We start from the raw sequence: 23,881 nt of genomic DNA, 5'->3' as shown, positions 1-23,881 counted from the left end.
GTTTTCTGTTTGAATCAGTTTTAGAGTTTACTGCACAATGGATTAGGTGTACTAATTCAGACCTGATCTGACAGCTACCTTAGTTTCTTGATATACACCTGAAACTGTTCCATATCTTGCTGAATTTCACATTCCCAGTTCATCTTCTCGCAGAGAGTTGATACCAGATACAGTCCGATACCGTAACCATAATCATCGGGTTCATTTATCGAACTATCTAGGCTGGCGATTGGGTTGATGAGTGTTAAGCCAGAATCCGGTTGGAAATCAATGCTGATATTGCCGTCAGCACTGTATTGCAGCGCATTTCTTACCAGATTTCTTACCAACAACTGCACCAGTACAGGGTTTGCTTCAATAAACGCCTCGTGTTTAAACAGGCTGACATTAACATTTTTTTTAGCGGTCAAATATTGATTGTTTTTTATTTCCTGTTTGATGATTTCATTCAGATTGACCTGTTGAGTGTTAAATTGGGTTAAATCATCAGACCATAACCACAGCAGGACTTCACTGGTGGCACACATATTGGTATTGGCCCGTTCAATCTTGTTCAGCTTATTGGCGAGCTTTGGATCTAACTGTGGTTTGGTTTTGTTGATTAACTCTAATGAGGCTTTGGTAATTGCTAAAGGGGTCCTTAGTTCGTGGCTTAAAACCCGTAGAAACTGTTTTTCTTTATCGTTACGCTGATTGATTTCTACTATTGAGTGACGTATTTGTTCTGCCGTTTCATTCAACTCATTAAAGCGAAAATCGGGCATTGGATCTGCGCTGGTGAAGGTCTGTTTTGTTGCCGAGATCTGACGGTTCCATTCGTGTAATGCATTGATCGGTTTTATCAATGACCAACCTAAGTTGCGTATGACTCCGATGGTGAGTATGACTATGGTTAAAGCTAATAGTGAGGCGATTTCACCAACGGAAAGCCCAACCATTTCGTTATTGGACAATTCATAATTAGTATGAAGAACAAAAACTAGCTGGTCAGCACTGGAGTTGTAGTAAGGCATTAAATAGAAGAACTGATCGTCTTGAGATTGAAAGTACAGCTCTTCCTCTTCCCAGACCTGATTTCCAAATACGTGTTGGACAGGTTGGGGGAGTGACTCAAATGTAGGATATACCACGATAGATGCATTGTTGGCAGCAGGATTGCCGTGTTCAATGTAGCTTTCTGCCTCTAATGTCATGAAGTAGTGGACGGAATCATCGAGCCCCCAGTCGTATACCACAGTGATCATATAGTAAAACACGAGCAATATGACTGAGATTAGCAAGGCAATCTGCAGTGAGATATATCGGCTTATACTACTGCTTAACATTGAGCTTGATCCTCTGGTGACGCTAACATCACGCCACGTCCCCGAACGGTAGTAATTAGCGGGCTGGCCTCAGGTAAGTCGACTACTTTGCGTAATCTGTAAATCAACATTTTGAGTGCGTCTTTGGAAGGCGCCTCGCCACCCCAGATATGGTTCTCAATATCGACTTTAGATACAACGGCCGGGTTATGTTTAGCAAGTATTTCAAGCAGCTGCCATTCGGCAGCGCTTAGTGCTAATAGTTGTCCAGCCCGGTAAGCTTGGCGTTCCTTCAAATCGAGAACTAAATCGGCAATTTCTATTTTATGGCCCGGCGGTTGAGTACGCTGTGCCAAGACTTTGATGCGCGCAGTTAGCTCAGCCAGTTCGAAAGGTTTGACGAGATAATCATCGGCCCCTTTTTCAAATCCAGTGAGCTTGTCTTCGAGTTTGTTGCGCGCGGTAAGCATCAGGCAAGGTATCTGAATGTTCTTGTTGCGCAGTTTTTCCAACAGCGTAAAGCCGTCCATTTTTGGCATCATTACATCAGAGACAATGACTTGATAAGTATTCTCTTCAATGAGGTTGAGCGCCATGGAGCCGTTATATGCGATATCACATTCGATGGCTTCAGCTTCAAGATACTCGATTATCAATTCTGCCAAGTCCATATCATCTTCGACAAGTAATATCTGCATTGTTGCGGCTCCGTTTGATTAGATGACAGGTTGGTCGTTGGTCACACAGTGAATACCACCCCCGGCGTTAGCAATATCGGAGGTCTCGATGAGGAAAACATCCCGCCCCGGATAGAAAGATTCAAGCTGGGTTTTAAGGCTAGCATTGTACTGTGTTTGCTCATCGGCCATGGCGGCAACAAACCCATTTCCGACTAACCAGTTAGGGTTGCCATCATAGCGCAGTACGTTGAGCCCGGCAGCCTCTGCGTCGCTAACCAACAGGTCATCAGTCTTGCTGTCATCAAGAACGGTTACTACAAGGGTGTTGTTATTGACAAACCTTGCCGTGCCGTCAATGTGGCCAGTGGTCCCTTCACCGGGGTAGTGGCCGAAAGCCCAGATGATCGTATGCACCCCCAGTTTTTCCTTCAGAATAGCTTCATGCTCTTGCTGAGTCATACCTGGGTTGCGATTATCCTGACAGTCCCAGTTGATCACCAGAATACCATTTCCGTTAACCTCGACATTACCTTTTTCCAATATGTAATCAAGGTATTGTTCAGATTTGACATTGAGCTGCTCGGCGACATAGTCGGGAATGAGGTTATCTTTGGTATAACCGACGTCGCCGCCAAAGTTGCCGCCCCAGGCGTTAAATCCCCAGTTCTGGATCCAGGTGCTAGTGCCGTCAGTGACATAAATTGGTCCATTGTCACGCATCCAGGCATTGTCGATGGGAACGACATGCCATTCAAGGTTTGTTTCTGCAACGCCGAGGCTGGTCATTAGCTGCTGGGCTTGGTCATTTTCTTCTTGTGTACGGGTAAGCATATGCACTGGCTGATATTTCTGAATAACTGAAACGATCCGTGCAAACGCCGGGCGCATATTGGCTTCCCAATGATCTGGGTACTGCATCCAAACGGCAGCTTGCGGCTCCCATTCTGCAGGGACTCTTACATTCGTCGTTTTCGTTGAATTCGCAGTGGAATTTGATGAGGGTGTCGTTGAGTCGGCTGAACATGCGACCAAGGTGGCCGAAGCACACAAAATAGCGATATTGAGAAGTTTGCGTGGAGAGTTGAACATAAGCCTTTCCTTGTGTTTGTACCCAATGGACAAGGCTATGTTAAGAAAGGCCGGGTAACGGGAAGGTAACGTAGAAGTGCGTTAATTGAGGTTATCGTTTTATGTTGTTCAATTTAGATAGAGACTAAGCCTCCATACAATCCGCCGAAGCTCGTTACACTTGGACTAAGGTTGTTAATTCACTTTTACCTGCTTACTAACAATGAGTTATGTCTAACATTTGGTGCTGATGGCTTCTGTTCTTTGTACGGAATTGTATACTTCATCACACTTGTATGCTGCGCTTGAACAGTGATCGCTCATTGCAACAAATAGTGCCTAGGAAGAGTATATGGATAAAGGCATTAGAGGAAGAAAATAATGACTAATAAGATGAAGTTAATCCATCATGTGTTGGACAAATATGAAAATGATGGAAAGACTCAAGAACGTATTAATACTTGGCTAGATCCGATTATAGCAAGAGAGATTAATTCTGAAGTGCTTGAAGGGGTAGAGCCCAATCGATATCAAAGTCATTTAATATATGTATTAGAAAACTCTCAATCAGTACTTGGTATGTTAGTTGTGAAAGGTGCGCCCAAGCTAGAAATCGATTGGGTAACAAAAACTATTCGTGATACCGGGTTAGCTTATTACCGTATGGTGTTTAACGCGGGCAAGAGCGTGCCGATTAGCATTGATCTATCAGATTACTCCGCTAAAGGAAGGCCAACTGACTGTAATCTGGGGCTGGATGATTGGGTATTGGTGTTTGCCACCACGCTCATCTTGCAGGATTACGATGCTGCTTATGAACTATGTGAAATGAATGAAGCCTACATTGATATGGATATACGGCCAACAGGTAGCGACAGTCGTTCGTTTGACAAGGCTATGCTGAATTTGTTTAAGGGCATTCTATACCCAGATGCCGATATGAATACGCTACTAACAGACGCAGCAGAGAAGGTTTTCCAGTCAGAATGTGTGGGCCATGAACAGCGACAGGAAACTGTGAATTATAAGTATTTGCCGCTGATTTCCTTGATACATGCTATGTACAGCCCAAACCGTGAGACGGCGTACCCCGAGAAATTACAAGAAGCCTTGGCTGATCATAAAGCCTTTTTCAGTCAAAATGAGTATCCATTCGATTATGCGTATGAATCAGTCTACTGGATTGCTTTAACGATTACTGGCCTAGCTGCCTTAGCGTATCATCGGTGGGGCTTGGAACCGACCGTAGACACGCTTTACATGCCAGAGTGGATGGTGAAAGAACTTGATATTCGCACTCCACGACGTACGTATGAAGAAGTATTTGGTAATAAGTATGATTGTTTTTAGAGTTCATTCTTCATGCGGGATAATTGTAGAGAATTAGCTTTGTCTAGATATGACTCAAGCAGGTGGCAGCACTTGGTAGTGCGGTAGTGAAGGCCCAAGAGTTGAGATAAATATATGGATAGAAAAGTAGAGACACATGCCAAAGCTAGCAATATTATGATTGAGAAGGTATTAGAGGATCAAACTAGTATTTGGAGTGATATCTTTTCTAAACTAAAAACTAACGGTGGCATCTGCTTACCTTCAAATTTAGATGATGGAATAGAAGCCGCTTCAGTGGCGTTAGTAGGTAGGAAGCAAAGAAGTGATGTTATTCGCTATTTATGTATTGCTAAAGACTGTGCAGTTGCGCATTTCATTCGTGAGCAATTATCAACTGGTTGTGAGTTTGAAGTCATTTTGGATGGTGAAAGCTACTACCTAGAGGGTAAGCAAGGGCACTCTTATTTGCATTTTCAATTTTGGTTCGAAGCATTTTGCTTGACAGTTATGCTTAGAGATTGGGATAAGATGCATGAGTTGTTATCTTATGATGAATCAATGTTTGACACTGCCAACGTTCAAAGCGACAAGTTTGATAGAGCGTTGTTTGCCTTAATTAAAGGAATGTTTAAAAAGGGCTCTAATATGCAGGCACTGATGCAAGATGCAGTTACTGCTTCCGAGTCAAGATTTATAGATGAACATCGACAACCTTGGGCCTACTCCTTATTACTTCCGTTGTTGGAAATTGTTTCATATATTTTAACCACTGATGTTGAAGAGCAGTATCAGGAAGCAATGTATAAAGCCTGTCAAAGTCATAAAGACATTTGGCAGAGTAAGGATGCATCTAATTCCAAAGGATGGTTATCTATACCACTTACTGCGATGGCTGTATTGGCATATGAATATAGACAGTATGAATTAGGTTTTGATACTGATTATATTCCACATTGGATTGTGGTTGGGGATTATAAGTAGAGAACTATATTGCTTTATAGAGGATGTGATTTACCGCTCGAACTCAATCGAGCGGTTTCTTATAGGCTTTTATATTAATCAACTAATACCAATAGACCATTAGCATTTATCAATCGCAACAGGGATCCCGTGGCGGGCGGTTGAACCAAAGGTTACATCACGATAAAGGCTGGCTCCTTGGCGGGTAGGGTCTACGGCGTTAAAGGCATTAACGGCCATGCCCCCTTTTCTTTCTGGAAGCCCAGGTAGGGAGGTGCCGTCTATAGTAATGTCACTTGCACCAAAGGCGGTATGACCATATCCAAGCGGTACCGCTATACAGCCTTTCGCAACGGTATTGTCAGCCTGAACGATGCCCTCAATGAAAGTGCCTTTAGGGGATGTTAATCTCGCCTTGTCACCGGATTTAAGCCCGTGTTTTTTCGCATCAGCTTCATTCATCTGAATAAAGTTTGACTCGCCTAAGGCTGTAATGCCCTTGAGTGTGACAGAGTACGGGCTGCGCAGTTGAGGTTTGAATGTCGAGAAATAGAACGGGTAGTCTTTCTCGCTCCAAAGCTCTCGAATGGCGGTGCCGTCCCAGAATCTTTGCTTGTCACAGACCGGTAAACCGTCAAGGTATTCGCCGGAGTGGAAGTTGGTAATATGTGCAAGCCCTTCGTTATACACCTGGAACTGCGCATCCCATCGCATCATCTCGTTAAAGAATTCGCCTTCGTATCGGTTGCCTACCGGGTAATAACGGCCCCCCCGGGTAAACAGGAACATGGTTGGCCCGATTTCCTCTGCACTTAATCGCTCGGTGAGTAGCGGGAAAATGCGATCGACACTGGTGAACTTGATGTCATCTTTTGTCGGGGTCGGTAATACCTCATCACTGTGTGCCAGGTTGGCGAGTACCGGGATATAGTAGTCTTCAGGGGTGTGGATCGCTTTTGTGTTCCCTTTTACATCCTTGAAAGCGTTCTCACCAAATCCGTGTAAATTGAGGTGCTTGGCAACATCAATCAGGAACTGCTCCATACAGACTTGATTGCCTTCAGCATTGAGTGGTGTTCTCGGCGTAATAATCGGGAAGGATACAACATCACCCATTAATTCACTTCCCCATTGGCGAGAAGCGCCCCATTGCTCGTACTGGGCCAGATCCGGAACAAAGTAGTCGGCGTAGATATTGGTTTCATTGATATACGGGTCGGATGCGATGATCAGGCCTAGTTGTTTAGGATCTTTGATGGACTCTTCAACCTGGTCCTTCAGGCCAGAGCAGGCATAAAGGGGATTATTGGCCCATGCGATCCAGGCCTTGAACTGGAATGGATTCGCATTGGCATGTGCGACGAGCAATTCCCCGGCATTATCCTGAACGAACGTTTCGTTCCAGGGGTGATCCGATGGGAATGGATTAACTCCCTTGCTGACCTTTTCCTTGTACTCATTGCTTTGCCGGTAATCGCCTGAGCGCTCAACATTAAAGCCGCTGACGTGTGCGTGTTCAAAGGCCATCATGTCGTAGAGCGGTGAGGTGTTTTCAAACCCCATACTGCCAGTGTGCAGCATCCCGCCTTTGGCGTTATGGGCCCCGACAAGCGTGGCGAGCATGATCATGGCGAACCCGAACTGGCCACCGTCACTGGCGTTACAGCCGGTATTGGTCTCGATTGAGACACGACGGCCGTGTGAGCTGAACTCGTTGGCAAGCTCTTTGATTTTGTCTACTGGGATCTGGCACTCATTGGCGTATTCAGCCATAGAATGTTCATTGACACGTTTTGCCAGTAGTGAGAAGGCTGTTTCTACTTTAACGGTCTGGCCGTCATCTGTCGCTATTTTGCCACTGAACTTAATGTCGCAAGGTTTTGTACTGTCAGATGTAGTTAGCTGCTGACTTGCAGCGTCTATCACCATTTTGGTATCAGCATCGCCTTTGCCGCAGGCCTCGGCTGTGAGGAATTTACGGTAAAGGGGATGTTTCTTGTCGGTGACGACCAGGTAGGGGGCGTTGGTATAGTTGATTTCATCAGCTTTGTACGCGCCTTCCTGGCTACAGGAAGCCAGATAGACTTTGTTGTAGCGCTCATTGTTGATGATGTGCTGCATCATGGCATGCATCAGTGCAGTATCGCCACCCGAACGGATAGGTACCCATTCACAATTATCTGGCATTGATGATGTGGTGAGTGAGCGAAGGATTGGATCGACGACCACATAACGGAAGTTAGGGTTTTGTGTTCGCGCATCTGCCAATCGCTTGGAGGCTGAGTTCAGACTTATACCGCTAAGCCCGGGGTTGGTGCCGATGAAAATTGCGAACTCGCAATGTTCAAAATCGGTTGTCGGAAGGGCACCACTGTTGGCTCCGTCTTCAACGCCCAATGCGCATCCGGCGACTTGCTGGTGGCCACAGTAAGAGTCTTTGTTACCAATATTTGGTGTCCCCCAGGACGCTTCTGAGAAACGTGTGTAAAAGTCCCACCGGGCTGGGTCTTCTGAACAACCTGTCATCAATAGCTGGTTTTTCTTCGGACCAAAGTCCGGATACTCTGGGTTGGCAACGGTTTTATCATCGTGGATTTGTGCCAGGCCTTCGACATAGCCTTCACCAAAGAGATCACCGCCTTCAACGACCTCTTTTACAAGTTGCTCGTAGGAAATTGATTGCCAGCGGTTTTCGCCTCGTTTTCCAACACGTTTCAAACACTGAGTCACGCGTCGTGGATCGGTGATAGCATCAGGAACCGCATTACCTCTGCCACAAAGTGTGGCTCGGTGTTCGTTACCCTTTTCGCCAATTAATTTCTGCATCGCATCCTGAGGCGAGACTTCCATGGCAATGGGGCTGCCCGACTGAGTGGATAAGGCGTAAGGGTTACCGCATACACGCAGAATCTTATCGGTTTTGTTGTCGATACGAATGCGAACACCGCAGACGTTATAGCAACCAAAACATTTGGTAAACGCAAAGCGTTGGTCCGGATTGTTGGTCAGCTTGTTATCAGGCCCTATTGTGAATTCAGGCTCGGGGCTTAATGGTGCGTAGCGGCTGATGTCATGCTCGTGACTACCTGTCGCTGCGGTTGCTTTGCCTGCCAGTCCGCCAGTGATAGCTGTAGCAGCTCCTGCTTTTAAAAATTGTCTTCGGTCCATAATTAGCGCTGCCATGTTAGATTCGAGTTTAAGCTATACGGGTGATCACTTTCTGCTGCCGTTAAGCCAATATAGAAAACGTTAGGCTGGGTATTCTTGTCTGATTGCAGCACCAATGCTTCGTGTTGTTTGAGCAACCTGGAGACATTACTGTCGGGATTATTCAAGTCACCAAACACACGGGCGCCGCCGGTACAGGTTTCAACACAGGCGGGAAGAAAGCCCTTTGAAGTTCGCTGAATGCAGAAATTACATTTATCTACGGTTTTTGTTTTGCTATTGGTAAAGCGAACACCGTCATATGGGCAGGTGTAGACGCAGAAATTGCAGTCGATGCAGCCCGTGGAGTCGACGACGACGATTCCGTCTTCTTTGCGCTTGAACGTGGCTCCGGTCGGGCATACCTTGGTACAAACTGGGTTGTCACACTGATTACAAAGCAGTGGAAGGTTGAGGGTATATTCTTTGCCGTTAATTTGAGTGCTGCTTTGATGTACCTGGGTCCGGTGTTCATCAGGTTCCGTGCCATTTTCTTGGCTACAGGCTGTGACACAGGCTTTACAGCCGTTACAGCGGCGCAGGTCGATGACCATTGCCAGCTTTTTGTTATTGTTGTCAGAGCTGCTTGGGGCTATTGATGCAATGACGGGGGAGGCTGAAACCAATGAAACCGTGGTACCGCCAGCGAGTAACTTAATCGCTTTACGTCTATCCATTTTTTTCCACCTCATTGCTATTTTTATTTATTGTTTTGTACCAGCGATTGTGATGCTGCTTTGCCCAGTTTTCATCACATTTACCAGTGATCATGTTGCTCAAACCACCCTCGGAAATAATGGTTGCCATGAATATATGAACAATGGCAAATGCGCCGATAATCATCGCGGAAATAATATGAAGTGAAATGACCATAGGGGCATTTTCAGGAGCGGGGGCTATCTCTGAGAAAAAGAGCATTAATCCTGTTGCAGAGAGGATAATAAAATTAATGGTAAATACCCAGAACCAGAGTTTTTCGCCGCCATTAGCAAAGCCTGCCTCAGGATGCTGTTTTTTGCCAAAATTTATATAGCCTCCTGCTTTAATAAACCAGTCAATATCATATTTTTTAAATAGCTGCTTCTTCCACCACATAATAAACATGAGGAGTGCACCGAATATAAAAGGGAAAACAGCTAACTCATGTAATGTTGAAGATAGTTTGACAGCGGCTGCCCAGTGAGTGCTTCCAGGCTCGAAAATGACTTTTCCAGCGCCAATTACTACACCTGTAAAAATCAATACTAAACAAGGGATTGCACCTAACCAGTGGACTATAACGCTTCGAATTGACCAGCGCTGGATTAGCCTGCCAGTAAAACCACTCTCAAGTTTTGATGATCCGTTGATGAATACAAACAGGCCCATCAGCAGGGCGACACCCACAATGCTAGCGATCAATAACCATGAAATTGCGGATTGATACGACAATATGCTTAACCATATAGAAGATTGTTCCATGTTGAACCTTCACTCTTATCTTTTAATTATGAGAATTAATTTTCGAAATGTACTCGTGAAATTTTATACTGTTAACACCTCTTCATGCCTAAAAAGATAGCTAATCTTCAATGTCTTATCTGCAGATTAATATCTACGTATAGGGATTTAAGACAGAGAATATATCCACATTACTAATAGTAACTTAAATTTTGCGGGTGATGTTACTACTGGTAACTTGTGAAAAATGTGATTGGTATACTATTTTGGCGATATGAATTAGTTGAGTTATGCTTGCTGAGCTGATTATTAATTAATCTTTGATCAACATCATGATGATGCTTATATGAGAAGAGAAGTGAGTGTAATTTTATTTTTCAATAACGTAGTTTGGCAAAGTGGGTATAAGCCTGACGTACTTATCGTAGGCTCTTGATGAACTTGAAGGCGCAATCAAGAGCGTGCGTTAATAGTTTGTCGTTGTTTACTTAGTCAGAATGTGGTGAACCTCTTCTTTTAAGTAGCTTAATGCAGCCTCTTGCGGGATTTGGCCTGCAATTGCAGCTTCACCTACTGATTCAATGAGTCCGTAAACAGAGATCAACTTCAAACGGTTTTGATAGTTATCACCTGTGACTGGCAGTTGAAAAAGTTCCGAGTAGGCTCTAACAAAGAAGTTTTGAATATTTTGCGAAAGATCAACGTTGCTTGGGTAACACTTCAGTGCAGCAATGGTAAGGCCGTAAATCTTTGAGTTGACTTGCATGCAATCAAAGTAGGACTCACAAAGAATAGCAACAATATCGCTGATTGACTGGTTGCTTGATTCTTTCGCAGTTTGTATTGATTCAATTAAGCGGTTATCAATGTCTTGATAGATTTGTTTTAGCAGGTTTTCTTTAGTTTCAAAGTGGTTGTAGGCAATCGGTTTTGTGACTCCGGCCTCTTCCGCAACCGAGGCGAGTGTTAATGCATCTGCACCGCGGCTTTCGATAATAGATACTGCTATTGATAAAAGCTGCTCTCTTCTTGCCTCTTTATCCATACGTTTTGACATTGCGTACCTTAATACTGCTGAACAAAATCTGTCGCCATAACTTACTGATAGTAATTATACTTTTCGGTACCTGTGCTTACAAGGTTACCTTCACATATTAGCAGGTGACTGGAAAGCAGGAGAGGGGAAGCCTCTCCTGACAATGTAGTGCTTTTTGGGACATGGTCGTGATTTATGCGACTTCTTTGATAGCTGCTCTCCGAGCTTTAGTTAAACCGAACAAGTCTTTTGGATTAGTTAGCTGAGGGATCAGCTCAATTTTCTCACCAACGCCGACCTCTACCGCCTGGTCGTAGATATAACGAAGGGCAGAGAAGTCCTCCAGGGCAAAACCGACAGAATCAAAGATAGTGATCTGTTCTTTACTATCTCGTCCTTGTTCTAAACCGGCAATAACCTTCCATAGTGGATTAACCTTGTGCTCTGCAGATAGCTGTTGAATATCGCCTTCTACACGGGTTTGCGGCTCGTGCTCGACAAAAATCTTACCGGCCAGGAGTACATCTAAATGAAGCTCTGTTTTTCCCGGGCAGTCACCACCGACGCCGTTGATATGCATGCCAGGCTCGATCATATCCGGTGTCAGGATGGTTGCATACGCTTTGTCTGCTGTAACCGTAGTAACGATATCAGCCCCTTTAACACAGGCCTTGGCGGAAGGTGCCTTAATAACCGTTAGTTCAGGATAGTCTTTCAGGTGTTCAACAACCTTGTTCATTGCCTCGGGATCGATATCGAAAATACGTAGTTCTTTGATCCCGAGAATAGTGTGAAATGCAATTGCCTGAAATTCACTCTGGGCGCCGCAACCAATCATCCCCATTGACTGGGCCTCTGGCTTAGCTAGAGCCTGGGCTGCCATTACTGAAGTCACCGCGGTTCGTAACGCCGTGGATAACGTTAGTTCCGAGAGCAGTCGAGGAAAACCTGTAGATACATCGGCAAGCGCGCCAAAGGCCATTACCGTTGACATGCCCACGGTGGGATTTGATGGATGGCCGTTTACAAACTTAAATCCATAGTTGATGTTATCGGCAACCGGCATCAATTCAATTACACCGATATCGCTATGGGCTGCCGTTCGAGATGACTTGTCAAACTCTTCCCAGCGACAAAAATCACTCTTCATATAATCCAGAAGTCCGGCCATGAAGCCTTCAGTACCGCGCTCATCTACCAATGAGCCTAACGTTGCAACATCTAGAAATAACGTCATCCCTTACTCCAATAATAAACTTTATTCATATTGATTTGATCGAGTGCATTTTACTGCTCAATTGAGCCAACAAAAAGCCAGCTATATGTACAAAATATCAACCAATATTGACATAATGGCAGGTAAAGCTGGCGATTTGTCACTTAAGTGGAAAAAGGGAAGGCATGAATGAGTAAATTGGACGATACAGACAGGCAGCTGTTGTCACTGCTTAGGAAAAATGCCCGTATGCCGATAGTTAACCTTGCCAAGGAGCTTCGGGTTTCACGGGCAACGGTCCAGAATCGGATCAGCAAGCTTGAAAAAGAAGGCATTATTCTAGGTTATACCGTGAAGCTGAAAGCCGATGCGGATGAGAGTGTGGTCAAGGTGATCATGAGTATCAGTGTGGTGGCCAAGGATGAAAATAAAGTGCTGGAGCAACTTCATCATTTTCCAGAGATTTTGTCACTTCACCATACTAACGGTCATTGGGATCTTATCGCTGAGATACAAGCCAAAAATCTGACGCTGTTGGGCGCTTTGCTAGGACGAATTCGATCCATCGAAGGGATTGTTCAGACAGAAGCAAACTTGTTGCTTGATTCTATTTTTTAGTCACACATGGAGAATAACAATGAAAGATAAATAAACTATAAACCTTATCAATAGGTGCCCAATTATATGTAATTACAGTCGCTTGCTTAGAATTTTAGTACGGTTTGTGGTACATTCATTCGCCTTGGTTATGCGATTGATGTAGGGAATGAGATAGCCTGATGTTTGGTTGATATTTTGATGGAGCAACAGGATGCCTGAATCACTTTTCTACGGAATTCATATTACATTTGTTCAATGAACGATGCTTGACCAGAATAGAGCGACAATAAGTTGACATGTCTGGTTATGCTTAAGTTGCCTTCGTTGATTGAATGACAGTGAAGTTGTATCTAATTGTATAGCCGATCGTTTTTAATGCTCTCATGGAGTAACAATGATTCGCTTTGCTGATTTTCGTATTCGCCCCAAGCTGGTGGGGTTACTGGTAGTAACTGGCGTTATCCCTATGGTGATAGCGGTCTACTTCAGTAGCAAACTGGCTGCTGACGCTTTGATTCATAAATCCTTCGATGGACTGACCACTATTCAATCCATTAGAAAAGGCAATATTGATGATTTCTTCAATGAGCGCTTGGCTGATATTAGCGTCCTTGCTGATTCTGAACGTGTGACTGAACTGGTACAAAGGTTAAACCAGTATCAGCAAGATGTTGATACCCAGTCGACTGGCTCGTTAGATGTCCGGACTCGTGAGTATGCCCAGCTAACCGAAAGCTATATCCCCCATTTTGAAGACTATGTTGAAGCTTACGGTTACAGCGACCTCTATATTCTTGGTGCCGAATACGGCCACGTCATGTTCTCTCTTTCCGATACCGGAATTCAGGGTACAAACCTAAGCAATGGCATCTACCGCCGCAGTGGACTTGCCGAGGCCTGGCGCAAAGTGACTGATACCGGAAAGGTTGCCTTTATTGACTTTTCGCCTTACGAACCGCTTAACGGTACAGAAACCTCCTTTATCGCCCAGCCGCTCTCTGATCAAAACGGGAAAGTGACAGGTGTACTTGTACTACAGCTATCGGCAGAGCTTATCACTCGTATTGTTGATTCTCGTATCGGAATGGGGCAGACCGGCGAATCTTATTTGATTGGTGTCAGCAAGAAAGATGGCAGTTACGAATTTCGTAGCAACATGGAAACCATGGGCAACGGTCGCCATGTCGTAGGTTATTCGGTGGATCCGCCTCTTGATTATTGGCATGAAGCCGTGGAAAACGGTTTTAACGGTGGATTTGATACCTATATTGACAGTGCTGGTGTACCTGTATTGGTGAGCTATAACAAGGTTAATGCACCGGGTGTTGATTGGTACCTGATCTCGAAGATGAACGAGAATGAAGTGACTCAGCCTACTTATAAGATCTACCAGACAATGCTTGTCGTGGGTGGGTTGTTGCTTGCTGTGATCGTTATTGCTGCCTTTTTTATCTCCCGTGCTGTTACCCAGCCTTTGATTGAAGGAATGCGGTTTGCCCAGGCTATTGCTAAAGGCGAGTTAACAACTAGCCTGACGTTGCCGCAAAAAGATGAACTGGGTGATTTGGCCAAGGCGCTGAATAATATGGCGAGTAATCTTCAGGAGCAGCATTGGCTTAAGTCAGGCAAAGAGTCCCTTGATGATCAGCTGCGTGGTGATCTGGAAACAACGGACCTTGCGACTCGGTTCATTACCTTTTTTAGTAAGCATATGGGTGCCCAGCTCGGTGCCTTGTATTTGGCTAGTGAAGATTTTCTTGAGTTGCAGGCCAGCTACGCATTTACTGATCGCCGCGGTAACTTCAATCACATTAAGCTGGGTGAAGGTATGATCGGTCAGGCCGCACTGGAAAAGGAAGTGATTACTTTCACCAATGTGGCTGATAACGTACCTGCTATCAATTACGGTGCCGGTGAAGTGGTGCCGAACAACTTCATGGCCATCCCTATTACCCTGGATAACAAGTTACTGGGTGCCGTATTACTTGGCTCCACAGAGCAATTTACTCAGCTGCACCGGCAGTTTGTCGAGCAGGTGATCCTCAATACCGGCATTATGTTCAATGCCGCCAGCAACCGTCAGGTGATCCGAGAGCTGTTAGAGAAAGCCCAGCGCCAGCAAGAAGAATTGCGGGTAACCAATGAAGAGCTGGAAGAACAAACCTATGCGCTCAAGAAGTCCGAAGAAGTGTTGCAAACCCAGCAGGAAGAACTGCGTGTAAGCAACGAGGAACTTGAGGAACAGGCTAAAGTACTCAAAGAGTCAGAAGCTGAGTTGCAGGCCCAGCAGGAAGAGCTGCGGGTGACCAACGAGGAACTGGAAGAGCGTACCAAGGCGTTGGAAGAGCAAAAAGGCGAGATGCTCACCAAGAACGAAAAGTTGGTGCAGGCGCAGGAAGTAGTCAAAGAGAAAGCCCGCGAGCTGGAAGTGGCAAGTAAATATAAGTCAGAGTTTCTGGCCAATATGTCTCACGAACTGAGAACGCCACTGAACAGTATCCTCATACTTTCCCAGCTCTTTGCCAATAACAAAGAGGGTAACCTGACCGATAAGCAAATCGAATCAGCCAATGCGATCAATTCATCAGGCTCGGATCTTCTGTCTTTGATTAACGAGATTTTGGATCTGTCTAAGATTGAGGCGGGCAAGATCGACCTCTTTATTGAGGACGTGGGAATTGATGGCCTGATCAACGATCTTAATCGTATCTACAAAGATATCGCCGATGAAAAGGGCGTAGCGTTTGAGCTGAATATCGCTGATGACGTACCTAAATCGTTGCGAACCGATTCTCAGCGCCTGCAGCAGATCTTGCGAAATCTTCTGACCAATGCCTTCAAGTTTACTCATGAAGGAGCGGTACAGCTGGTAATATCACGGCCTTCAGCGCAAGTCTGCAAACCGCTCAATACGACACCTGAGTCTCTGATCCAGTTTTCGGTCAAAGATGACGGGATCGGTATTGCCAAGGAGAAACAGCTAGCCATCTTCCAGGCATTCCAGCAGGCCGATGGCAGTACCAGCCGAAATTACGGCGGTACAGGGCTAGGGTTATCTATCACTAAAGAGTTGACCCACCTGCTGGGTGGTAGAATTTATCTGGAAAGTGAAGAAGGTAAAGGGAGTATCTTCTCTATCGTGCTGCCACTTGCCAAGGCCGAGCAAGTGACGCCGATAGATGAGCTCCCGGAACCGGAAGTGAGCACTGAAATGGCGTCGGTTATTCACTTGGTCAAGGAACCAGATACGGCTGAACCGCAAGTTGTTGAACACAGACCACTGCCACAACCTCTTCCACCAATACATGGTACAGAGGTGCTGCAATTGCACCCGCTGGAAAGTGAGTTTGTCGATGACGACCGTAAAGAGATCACTGCAGATTCGAAGAGTTTGCTCATTATCGAAGATGATTGCGCTTTTGCCAAAGTGATGCGCGATTTCGGCAGGGAGCGGGGTTTTAAATGTATTGTTGCCGAAGATGGAGAATCTGGCCTTCATTATGCCGATTTCTACAAACCTAGCGCTATTATTCTCGATATCGGACTGCCGGGCATTGATGGCTGGACAGTGATGGAGCGTTTGAAGGACAACTCCGAGCTGCGTCATATTCCGGTGCACTTTATGTCGGCTAATGACAGTACACTTGATGCGATGCGGATGGGTGCTATTGGTTATCTGACCAAGCCTGTTGATATCAACAAGATGGATATAGCTTTCGGGAAAATTGAAGATATTATCTCCAAGCCGGTCAGCCGTTTGCTTATCGTTGAAGATGACGATGTCCAGCGCGAAAGTATCAGAGAGTTGATTGGCGACGGAGATGTCAGCATCACTGCTGTCGGATCGGGAGCAGAAGCCTTGCAGGAGTTGGAAAATGGTATGTACGACTGCATGGTGCTGGATCTCGGGTTGGGGGATATGTCTGGCTTTGATTTGCTAGAGTGCATTCGTAAAAGCGAAACGGCAGCCCGTGTCCCGATTATTATCTATACCGGCCGTGACTTGACCCGTGATGAGGAAAAAGAGCTCAACTACTACGCCGAGAGTATCATCATCAAAGGGGTAAAATCACCAGAACGTTTGCTTGATGAGTCGGCGCTGTTCTTGCATCGTGTCGAAGCCAACCTGCCTGATGAGCAGCGAGACATGCTGAAGATGATCCATGACAAGGAAGCAGTACTTAACGGCAAGACCATGTTGCTGGTGGATGATGATATGCGTAATGTCTTTGCGTTATCTAGCGTGCTGGAAGAGAAAGGTATGGAAGTGCTGATCGCCAGAAACGGACTAGAATGCCTCGATAAGCTCAAAGAAGAAAACGATATCGACGGTATATTGATGGACATTATGATGCCGAAGATGGATGGCTATGAAGCGATGCGAGAAATACGCAAACAACGCGAGTTTGCTAAGTTGCCGATTATTGCGCTGACAGCCAAGGCAATGAAGGGGGACCGCAGTAAATGTATCGAGGCGGGGGCAAGTGATTACCTTGCTAAGCCGGTGGATACCGACAAGCTGCTATCTATGTTGAGGGTTTGGTTGTACTAATGTCTAACACAATAACAATTTCAGACGAGCAGCTGGAGATCCAGCTGCTGCTAGAGGCCATATTCCGTAAATATGGCTATGATTTCCGCAATTATGCGTTCGCACATACCAAGCGGCGGCTGGAGAACAGGCGGGCCCATGAGGGGCTGAGAAGTTTCTCTGAAATGCAGCATAGGGTGATCCGTGAAGAGCCGTTTTTTAACAAGGTACTGCTCGATCTGTCTATTAATGTCACTGAGATGTTCAGAGACCCCTGGTTCTACCAAAAAGTTCGCGATACCGTGATCCCTCACCTGAAAACCTACCCATTTATCAAAGTGTGGCATGCAGGTTGTTCGTCGGGGCAAGAGGTGTATTCAATGGGGATCTTGCTTGAGGAAGAGGGAGTTAAGGATCGCGTTCAGATCTATGCGACTGACTTCAACGAGCGGATCCTTGAAAAGGCGAAGCAGGGGATTTATCCGATGGATCTTGTTCGCGAGTATACCGCCAATTATCAGAAAGCGGGGGGAACAGGCTCCTTCTCGGATTATTACACCGCTGATTATGATAACGTGGCGATAAACAGTTCGCTTAAGGATAAAGTTCTCTTTTCGCCTCACAACTTAGTAACAGACGGTGTGTTCGGTGAAATGAACATTATCTTTTGTCGTAACGTATTGATCTATTTCAATAGGGAGTTGCAGAACAGGGTGTTACAGTTGTTCTGTGATAGTTTGTGTACAGGCGGTTTTCTCTGTCTGGGTTCCAAAGAAAGTATCAGGTTTTCTGATGTCGTTGATAAATTTGAAGTGGTATGTGAACGCGAAAAAATATACCGGAAAAAACGCACATTTTAGGGAATGTTGAAATGAGCACGAGCAGGCATTATCGAGCAGTAGTCATTGGCGTTTCAGCCGGAGGCTTGGCTGCGCTAGATAAAATACTGCCTGCTCTTGACCGCTCATTTTCGCTTCCTGTCCTGGTTGTTCAGCATGTCAGCCCGACATCAGAAAATTATCTACCCATTCACTTCAGCCAACGATGTTTGCTGGAAGTTAAAGAAGCGGAAGATAAAGAGCAGATAGAGGGAGGGGTGATTTACTTCGCACCCCCAAATTATCATTTGCTGGTTGAATACAACCAGGCAATAGCGCTTTCGACAGAGGAACGGGTGAATTTTTCCCGCCCTTCCATTGATGTATTGTTTGAAACAGCAGCGGATGCTTATTTAGATGAGTTAGTTGGGGTGATATTAACCGGCGCAAACTCAGATGGTGCTGCCGGAATGGCACGAATTAAGCAGTTTGGAGGGTTGGCTGTGGTTCAGTCTCCTGAGACCGCAGAGGCTGAAGCTATGCCAAGGGCGGCTATTGAGGCCGCAGACGTTGATAACATCCTTCCCTTGAACGAGATAGGCTGTTTTTTAAATTCACTTTGTACCACTGACTGATTATGGCTATTCCCAAGATACTGATTGTTGATGATAGACCAGAAAACCTGCTGGCTCTGGAAGGCTTGCTTGACCCTTTTCATGTTGAGCTGATAAAAGCCAACTCAGGCGAAGAAGCCTTGGCGCATACTTTGGATCATGACTTTGCATTGATTTTGCTTGATGTACAGATGCCGGGAATGGATGGTTATGAAGTTGCCGAACTAATGCGGGGAAATAAAAAAAATAAACATATCCCGATTATTTTTGTAACTGCAGCCTCGAAGGCCTCTTCGCATATCTTCAGAGGTTATGAGTCTGGTGCTGTTGATTATTTGCTTAAGCCCCTTATTCCTGTGATGTTTCAGAGTAAAGTTGGTGTTTTTATCGAACTTTATGAACAAAAAGAAGCGTTACGCGAAAAAACCCAGGAGTTTGACCGCAAGCTTGTTGAGCTTGAAGAGCTTCAGCAGCAACTTGAAGAAACAAATGAGCAGCTTCTGTTGCTTTCTACCACTGATGGTTTGACTGGGTTGTTTAACCGTAGGCGTTTTGACGAAGTGCTTAATGAGGAGTGGAAGCGGGGCATACGTTCACAACAGCCGCTTTCATTTATTATATTAGATATTGACCATTTCAAGGCCTATAACGACACCTACGGGCATCAGGCAGGAGACGACTGCCTCAGAGAAGTCGCCCGTACGCTGGCAAGTGTCCCACTGCGTGAAATGGATAAAATAGCCCGCATCGGCGGTGAAGAGTTTGCCATTATACTTCCAGAAACTGACCGTGATGGTGTCATGTTGGCGGCAGAGCGGATCAGGGAAAGTATCGATGAGCTGAATATTCCGCATAGCTCTTCGTTGTCACACCAGCATCTGACGATTAGTGTCGGTGTTTCTACCGTCGTTCCTGATCTGGCATTGTCATCACGAAAATTACTGGAGGCGGCAGATGATGCCTTGTATGAAGCAAAACGTCGTGGTCGGAACTGTTGTTGTAGTACGGAAGTAATAAATCAGGCGGTGAATTTGTAATAAGCCAAACTTGTGCTGTAACAATGAGTCGTTCGAAATCAAGAGCCCTAATCAGTACCTGATTAGGGCTCTTCTTTGTGGCTTAGATTTACAACAGATTATAATATTAGGCCGTAGCTTGCGTTAACTCGACGGACTGTTTCTTATCGCGTTTGGTGGCAAGACTATGCAAATGTAAGCCTGACAGTGTCAGGGCGATGCCGGTAATAGAGCCAATAAGCGCCAGAGTACCAAACCAGAACAAACCGACAAGTGTTAGGGTTTCCTTCTTAACGTCTTTATAGTGGCTGACATTATCGACATACGATGCCATTCGATACACCTGATTAGATAGCGCAAGGGTGTTGGTTTCGATCTCGATAACCCGAATATCGTAGCGAAGCTTGTTATTGGCTTGCCTGATTTCGTTGATGTATTGCTTTTCGCTGGAAAAGGCAATGTCGATCTCATCAAGCTTGTTGTCCAAGTTCTGAAGTGCAGACTTCTTCTCTTTTAGTAGCCGGGCTTCCCTTATGGCAAGGTTCTTGTTGCTGGCGCTTACGGCTTGATTATAGCTGCGTGTAAGTGAGCTTATTTCATCTTCTTTCTGCTTGATGATGTCATCTTTGAGTGAAAGCAAATCAGAGTAATAACCATCGAGGAACTCGACAGATTCAAAGTCGGTCTTGTTTTGCTTTCCGGTGATAGTCTTGTCGTTTATGTTGTTGAGCTGCTCTTCGACATAGCGTATCTTTTCATCATAATCTCTCCTGACTGAATCAGAAGTAAAGAAGTTCGCGTCGTCCAGCGCTTGCTGTTTCTCTATAGTCAGTGAGCTTATCTGATCGAGTAGGCGGGTACGTTCCTTTTGTACCATATCAACAGAGCTTTGTGATCGCTCAAGGCTAGATTTGAATCTTTCTTCTTTCTTAAGAGAGAGTTCTCTTAGTAACTCTGATTTTTCCAACTTCAGCTGAGTGAGCTCATTGCGTGTCGTATTTAAAGATCTTCTGAGATCCGGCACATTTTTAGATAGCCGCGCATTTTGTGCCACTAAGCTAGCATGTTGCTGCCTGTAGTTCTTATCAACCGCCTCTTTGTCAGTAGAGATTTCTTGCGTTTTGACTTCATAGTCTTGTAAAGCAATTAGGATGTTTTCGTCGTTGTTCTTGATTTGGTTTTCAATTTTACTGATCTCAATCTCATTCAAATTGATTTGGTTATTAATTGAAGAGAATGCTCTTTCAAAGCCGTTTAGAAGGGTTTCGAAGGTGATTAGGCATAAGAAGCAGAGCATGAACAGATACATAATAAACGATTTTCTTGAATGCCATAGCCCGATAACAAATGGGATTTTGGTAAGTTCTACCAGTGAGATCATGACAAACGGTGCTGAGAGGGTAAATGTACCGATTAGGTTATCGCCATTCAATATCAGCGATATTGATATGCAAAGGCCGATGAACACAACAATTAGTTCAACGAACCAGGCTATTTTTCGAAGAAAACGACTGTGTTTATGGAGGTTATTTAGATCATTGTCTAGGTGTGATTCATTCATATTACTCATTGACAAGCAGACTCTCTCGATTGGGTTTATAAGCCACTGGTTTTATATTCTTTGATTAAGTTACGCCTTTATATTTGCTGCTAATGGAACAGCAAATATGAAACTAATTTAACAGTTAGTTTTTAGTTAGTGGTAAAGGGTTGTTGTTAATGAAATTTTTTACGTTTTACTTTTTGTCTGACAACAGCGCAAGTTTAAAATGTCAAAAACGGGATACTCTTGTAAACATTTATAAAACCAAGCGATTTTTTTATCGAAAACGATATAAATTGAATAAGACTGCATTTGCATATTTTTCTGTCGATATTATTAATAAAAAAGAGTTGAAAGGTTTCGGCTCTGCTGGTCTCACTCTGAATCCTGCATCTTGAGGTAGCTTGGGTATATAGCCGTTTTTTTTGTTGCACTCACTATGAAAAGCGATGATGAGTTAAGTTTTATGAACAGTATTGAAATTAACTATTTGTTTTTATTGGTAATAAATAAGGGTCTTAAACGTTCGAAAAATTCGAATAACTCTAGCTAAAATTTACGCTATCTTGATCACTACGCTGTCCCTATAGTTACTCCATCAGCAACAAGCATCGAATCTAGTAAGGATAGCAATATGTCTAAAGTTCTCGTTCTTAAATCAAGCATTCTTGGTGATTACTCTCAGTCGAACGGTCTAATCGATCACCTGGTTAGCTCTCTTGAAGGCAATGTCTCTGATATCACAGAGCGTGACTTGGCAGCTCAGCCATTGCCTGTACTGGATGGTGAAATCGCTGGTGGCTTGCGTGGGGGGGATGATTTGTCAGAGCGTCAGAAGGAAACATTGGCGCAATCTGATCAATTGATTAATGAGCTGAAAGCCCACGATACGATCGTCATTGCTGCGCCAATGTATAACTTTCATATTCCTACTCAGCTAAAGAACTGGATCGACTTGGTTGCGCGCGCAGGTGTTACTTTTAGTTATACAGAAACCGGGCCGGTTGGTTTAATCACAGGCAAGAAAGCCATTTTGGTTACTACTCGGGGCGGAATGCATAAAGATGGCCCGACAGATGTGATGATCCCATACCTGAAAACGGTACTAGGCTTTATCGGCATTACGGATGTTGAGGTGGTGTATGGCGAGGCGTTGGCCATGGGGCCTGAAATGGCAGAAAAAGCTATTTCAGAAGCAAAAACTGAGCTCGATAGCCTAAGTGTGGTTGACCGTAAGATCGGACAGGAAGATGTTGCACCGCAAAAGCAAATTCCAGTATGGAAAAAGCTTTTGAGCAAGTTAGGAATTAGTTAATAGAACTTCTTTAAGATATTGATAGATACCGTAATTAAACTCAATCTCCGAATTGATGGATGATCATATTGCGGTGTCTAAATATACACAATGTGAATTTTTTCAAAATTTCTATACGTTCAACTTCTGTTTAGCTTCAGAGAGTAACCTAAGTCTAAGCCGATTGTTTCTGAAGTATTATAAGCTTAATTTGTTTTACTTAAAGAGACTATTGGTGATTACTATAATATAAAGATGGGGAAATTAAGATGAAAAAGGTAAATATTGCGCTATCGGCTGTTTTGGTTGCATTTTCTTCAATGTCATTTGCTGATATCAGTATTTCTGATACACAAAATGGTGCTTGGGTGAAAGTAACGAACAATGGGCAGCCGTCTGCAAACGCTGTGGTATCAATTGAAAATCAACCTCAAGTTAAAGGCACATATCAGACGGATGAGAGTGGTCGAGTCTTTATTCCACTTTCTTTAAATAGCTCTAGATCTGTTAAGTACAAAGCGGTCACTGAAGATGGTAATGAATTTAACCGTTTTGCTTTCCATGGTGTACAGAAGCGTTAATATAAAGACGACCTTGTAGTCACCAAAGCCGCCTTTTCACGGAAGAGAAGGCTAGTTGTGACTTTGAGTATATATACTTTTCATTATGTTATATATTATTCATCCCGAAACGAATGATAATACTTTTATTTAAATGAATGCATTCGTTTGCCTGTTTTTCGAAAGGTAATAATATCCTTCTTTCTACATACTTAAAGCTGGTATTTTAGACAATAGTCATGTAAATACTTAAAATCTAATACGCTGCTAGCTTACTTTTGAATGCCACTACTCCCCAAGGTTAATCTTGGTCTTCCGAGTCTTTCCATCCTTGGAATCTACATTTAGCGTTTGTCTGAGGTTTCAGGTGTATACGCAATATAATTGCATCGGCTCAGCTTTCACTTCTGGTGTTTTACTCTTTTGGCCCTTCACTTTCTATGATTGGTTGGTTTGTATTCCTTAATTGTCTCCTTTTGTCAGAATTTATAGCTTTTGTTTGTTCTGCGCTTAACAAAAAAATATTTCGTTTGATAACCCTATAAATCAATTAATTACTGCTGCCCGCAGCACAGGAAAAGCTGCGGGACAAGGTTTAAAGGGGCGAGATATGGCTGGGCTGGTATTTGGTAGTGACCTGGGTTTGTATGATTCATCACTGC

At 44.4% G+C, this 23,881-nt stretch carries 18 protein-coding genes; 9 read left to right on the top strand and 9 right to left on the bottom strand.

The features are described 5' to 3' along the window. Positions 1 to 74 precede the first annotated feature (74 nt). From L4D19_RS27275 to L4D19_RS27265, 3 genes are read right to left on the bottom strand one after another with little or no spacing between them, the layout of a single operon-like run. Positions 75 to 1,325: a sensor histidine kinase gene (locus L4D19_RS27275; protein WP_428455011.1), complete on the bottom strand. Its 1,251-nt coding sequence runs from the start codon at positions 1,323 to 1,325 to the stop codon at positions 75 to 77. Continuing rightward, on the bottom strand, positions 1,319 to 2,002 hold the full coding sequence (locus L4D19_RS27270) for a response regulator transcription factor (RefSeq protein ID WP_428455010.1): 684 nt from the start codon (positions 2,000 to 2,002) through the stop codon (positions 1,319 to 1,321). Before L4D19_RS27270 ends, L4D19_RS27275 begins: the two co-directional genes overlap by 7 nt. Positions 2,003 to 2,020: 18 nt before the next feature. Then, entirely contained in the window at positions 2,021 to 3,073 is a 1,053-nt protein-coding gene (locus L4D19_RS27265) for an agmatine deiminase family protein (protein ID WP_428455009.1), read from the bottom strand. Positions 3,074 to 3,433: 360 nt separating this feature from the next. On the opposite strand from L4D19_RS27265, the gene L4D19_RS27260 reads away from it, so the two are divergent. Together L4D19_RS27260 and L4D19_RS27255 are read left to right on the top strand one after the other, a co-directional pair. Further along, positions 3,434 to 4,402, top strand: a complete 969-nt coding sequence (locus L4D19_RS27260) for an Imm49 family immunity protein (protein WP_428455008.1) — start codon at positions 3,434 to 3,436, stop codon at positions 4,400 to 4,402. A gap of 114 nt (positions 4,403 to 4,516) precedes the next feature. Continuing rightward, positions 4,517 to 5,365: an immunity 49 family protein gene (locus L4D19_RS27255; protein ID WP_428455007.1), complete on the top strand. Its 849-nt coding sequence runs from the start codon at positions 4,517 to 4,519 to the stop codon at positions 5,363 to 5,365. Between the two features lie 99 nt (positions 5,366 to 5,464). Here L4D19_RS27255 and L4D19_RS27250 read toward each other — a convergent pair whose 3' ends face one another. From L4D19_RS27250 to ocd, 5 genes are all read right to left on the bottom strand, one after another. After that, positions 5,465 to 8,512, bottom strand: coding sequence for a molybdopterin dinucleotide binding domain-containing protein (locus L4D19_RS27250; RefSeq protein WP_428455006.1), 3,048 nt, complete (start codon positions 8,510 to 8,512; stop codon positions 5,465 to 5,467). 2 nt (positions 8,513 to 8,514) lie between these two features. Next, positions 8,515 to 9,228 carry a 4Fe-4S dicluster domain-containing protein gene (locus L4D19_RS27245; protein ID WP_428455005.1) on the bottom strand — a complete coding sequence of 238 codons (714 nt, stop codon included), beginning with the start codon at positions 9,226 to 9,228 and terminating at the stop codon, positions 8,515 to 8,517. Then, positions 9,221 to 10,012, bottom strand: coding sequence for a formate dehydrogenase subunit gamma (locus L4D19_RS27240; RefSeq protein ID WP_428455004.1), 792 nt, complete (start codon positions 10,010 to 10,012; stop codon positions 9,221 to 9,223). Before L4D19_RS27240 ends, L4D19_RS27245 begins: the two co-directional genes overlap by 8 nt. 463 nt (positions 10,013 to 10,475) lie before the next feature. Beyond that, positions 10,476 to 11,048: a TetR/AcrR family transcriptional regulator gene (locus L4D19_RS27235; protein WP_428455003.1), complete on the bottom strand. Its 573-nt coding sequence runs from the start codon at positions 11,046 to 11,048 to the stop codon at positions 10,476 to 10,478. A gap of 172 nt (positions 11,049 to 11,220) precedes the next feature. Beyond that, positions 11,221 to 12,264 carry an ornithine cyclodeaminase gene (gene ocd / locus L4D19_RS27230; RefSeq protein WP_428455002.1) on the bottom strand — a complete coding sequence of 348 codons (1,044 nt, stop codon included), beginning with the start codon at positions 12,262 to 12,264 and terminating at the stop codon, positions 11,221 to 11,223. Positions 12,265 to 12,432: 168 nt separating this feature from the next. On the opposite strand from ocd, the gene L4D19_RS27225 reads away from it, so the two are divergent. The 5 genes from L4D19_RS27225 to L4D19_RS27205 all read left to right on the top strand — a co-directional run bounded on the left by L4D19_RS27225 (position 12,433) and on the right by L4D19_RS27205 (position 19,843). After that, entirely contained in the window at positions 12,433 to 12,861 is a 429-nt protein-coding gene (locus tag L4D19_RS27225; protein ID WP_428455001.1) for an Lrp/AsnC family transcriptional regulator, read from the top strand. Between the two features lie 376 nt (positions 12,862 to 13,237). Then, positions 13,238 to 17,395, top strand: coding sequence for a response regulator (locus L4D19_RS27220; protein ID WP_428455000.1), 4,158 nt, complete (start codon positions 13,238 to 13,240; stop codon positions 17,393 to 17,395). Next, positions 17,395 to 18,234: a CheR family methyltransferase gene (locus L4D19_RS27215; protein ID WP_428454999.1), complete on the top strand. Its 840-nt coding sequence runs from the start codon at positions 17,395 to 17,397 to the stop codon at positions 18,232 to 18,234. Before L4D19_RS27220 ends, L4D19_RS27215 begins: the two co-directional genes overlap by 1 nt. An 11-nt stretch (positions 18,235 to 18,245) precedes the next feature. Beyond that, the gene (locus L4D19_RS27210; protein WP_428454998.1) at positions 18,246 to 18,827 is read left to right on the top strand and encodes a chemotaxis protein CheB; all 582 of its coding nucleotides are present in this window, start codon (positions 18,246 to 18,248) and stop codon (positions 18,825 to 18,827) included. 2 nt (positions 18,828 to 18,829) lie between these two features. Beyond that, positions 18,830 to 19,843, top strand: a complete 1,014-nt coding sequence (locus tag L4D19_RS27205; protein WP_428454997.1) for a GGDEF domain-containing response regulator — start codon at positions 18,830 to 18,832, stop codon at positions 19,841 to 19,843. A 106-nt stretch (positions 19,844 to 19,949) separates the two neighbouring features. On the opposite strand, the gene L4D19_RS27200 is transcribed toward L4D19_RS27205, so the two are convergent. Next, positions 19,950 to 21,383 carry a coiled-coil domain-containing protein gene (locus L4D19_RS27200; protein WP_428454996.1) on the bottom strand — a complete coding sequence of 478 codons (1,434 nt, stop codon included), beginning with the start codon at positions 21,381 to 21,383 and terminating at the stop codon, positions 19,950 to 19,952. Between the two features lie 616 nt (positions 21,384 to 21,999). Here L4D19_RS27200 and L4D19_RS27195 point away from each other — a divergent pair. Further along, a complete protein-coding gene (locus L4D19_RS27195; protein WP_428454995.1) occupies positions 22,000 to 22,680 on the top strand; it encodes an FMN-dependent NADH-azoreductase in 681 nt (226 codons plus the stop codon). Between the two features lie 248 nt (positions 22,681 to 22,928). Then, positions 22,929 to 23,240 (top strand): copper chaperone PCu(A)C, encoded by a 312-nt coding sequence (locus tag L4D19_RS27190; protein WP_428454994.1) that lies wholly within the window; start codon positions 22,929 to 22,931, stop codon positions 23,238 to 23,240. Positions 23,241 to 23,881 lie beyond the last annotated feature (641 nt).

Source organism: Photobacterium kasasachensis (assembly GCF_050336885.1).
Taxonomy (GTDB): domain Bacteria; phylum Pseudomonadota; class Gammaproteobacteria; order Enterobacterales; family Vibrionaceae; genus Photobacterium; species Photobacterium kasasachensis.
Note: the sequence above shows the minus strand (reverse complement) of the source record. Positions and strands in the feature narration are given on the sequence as shown.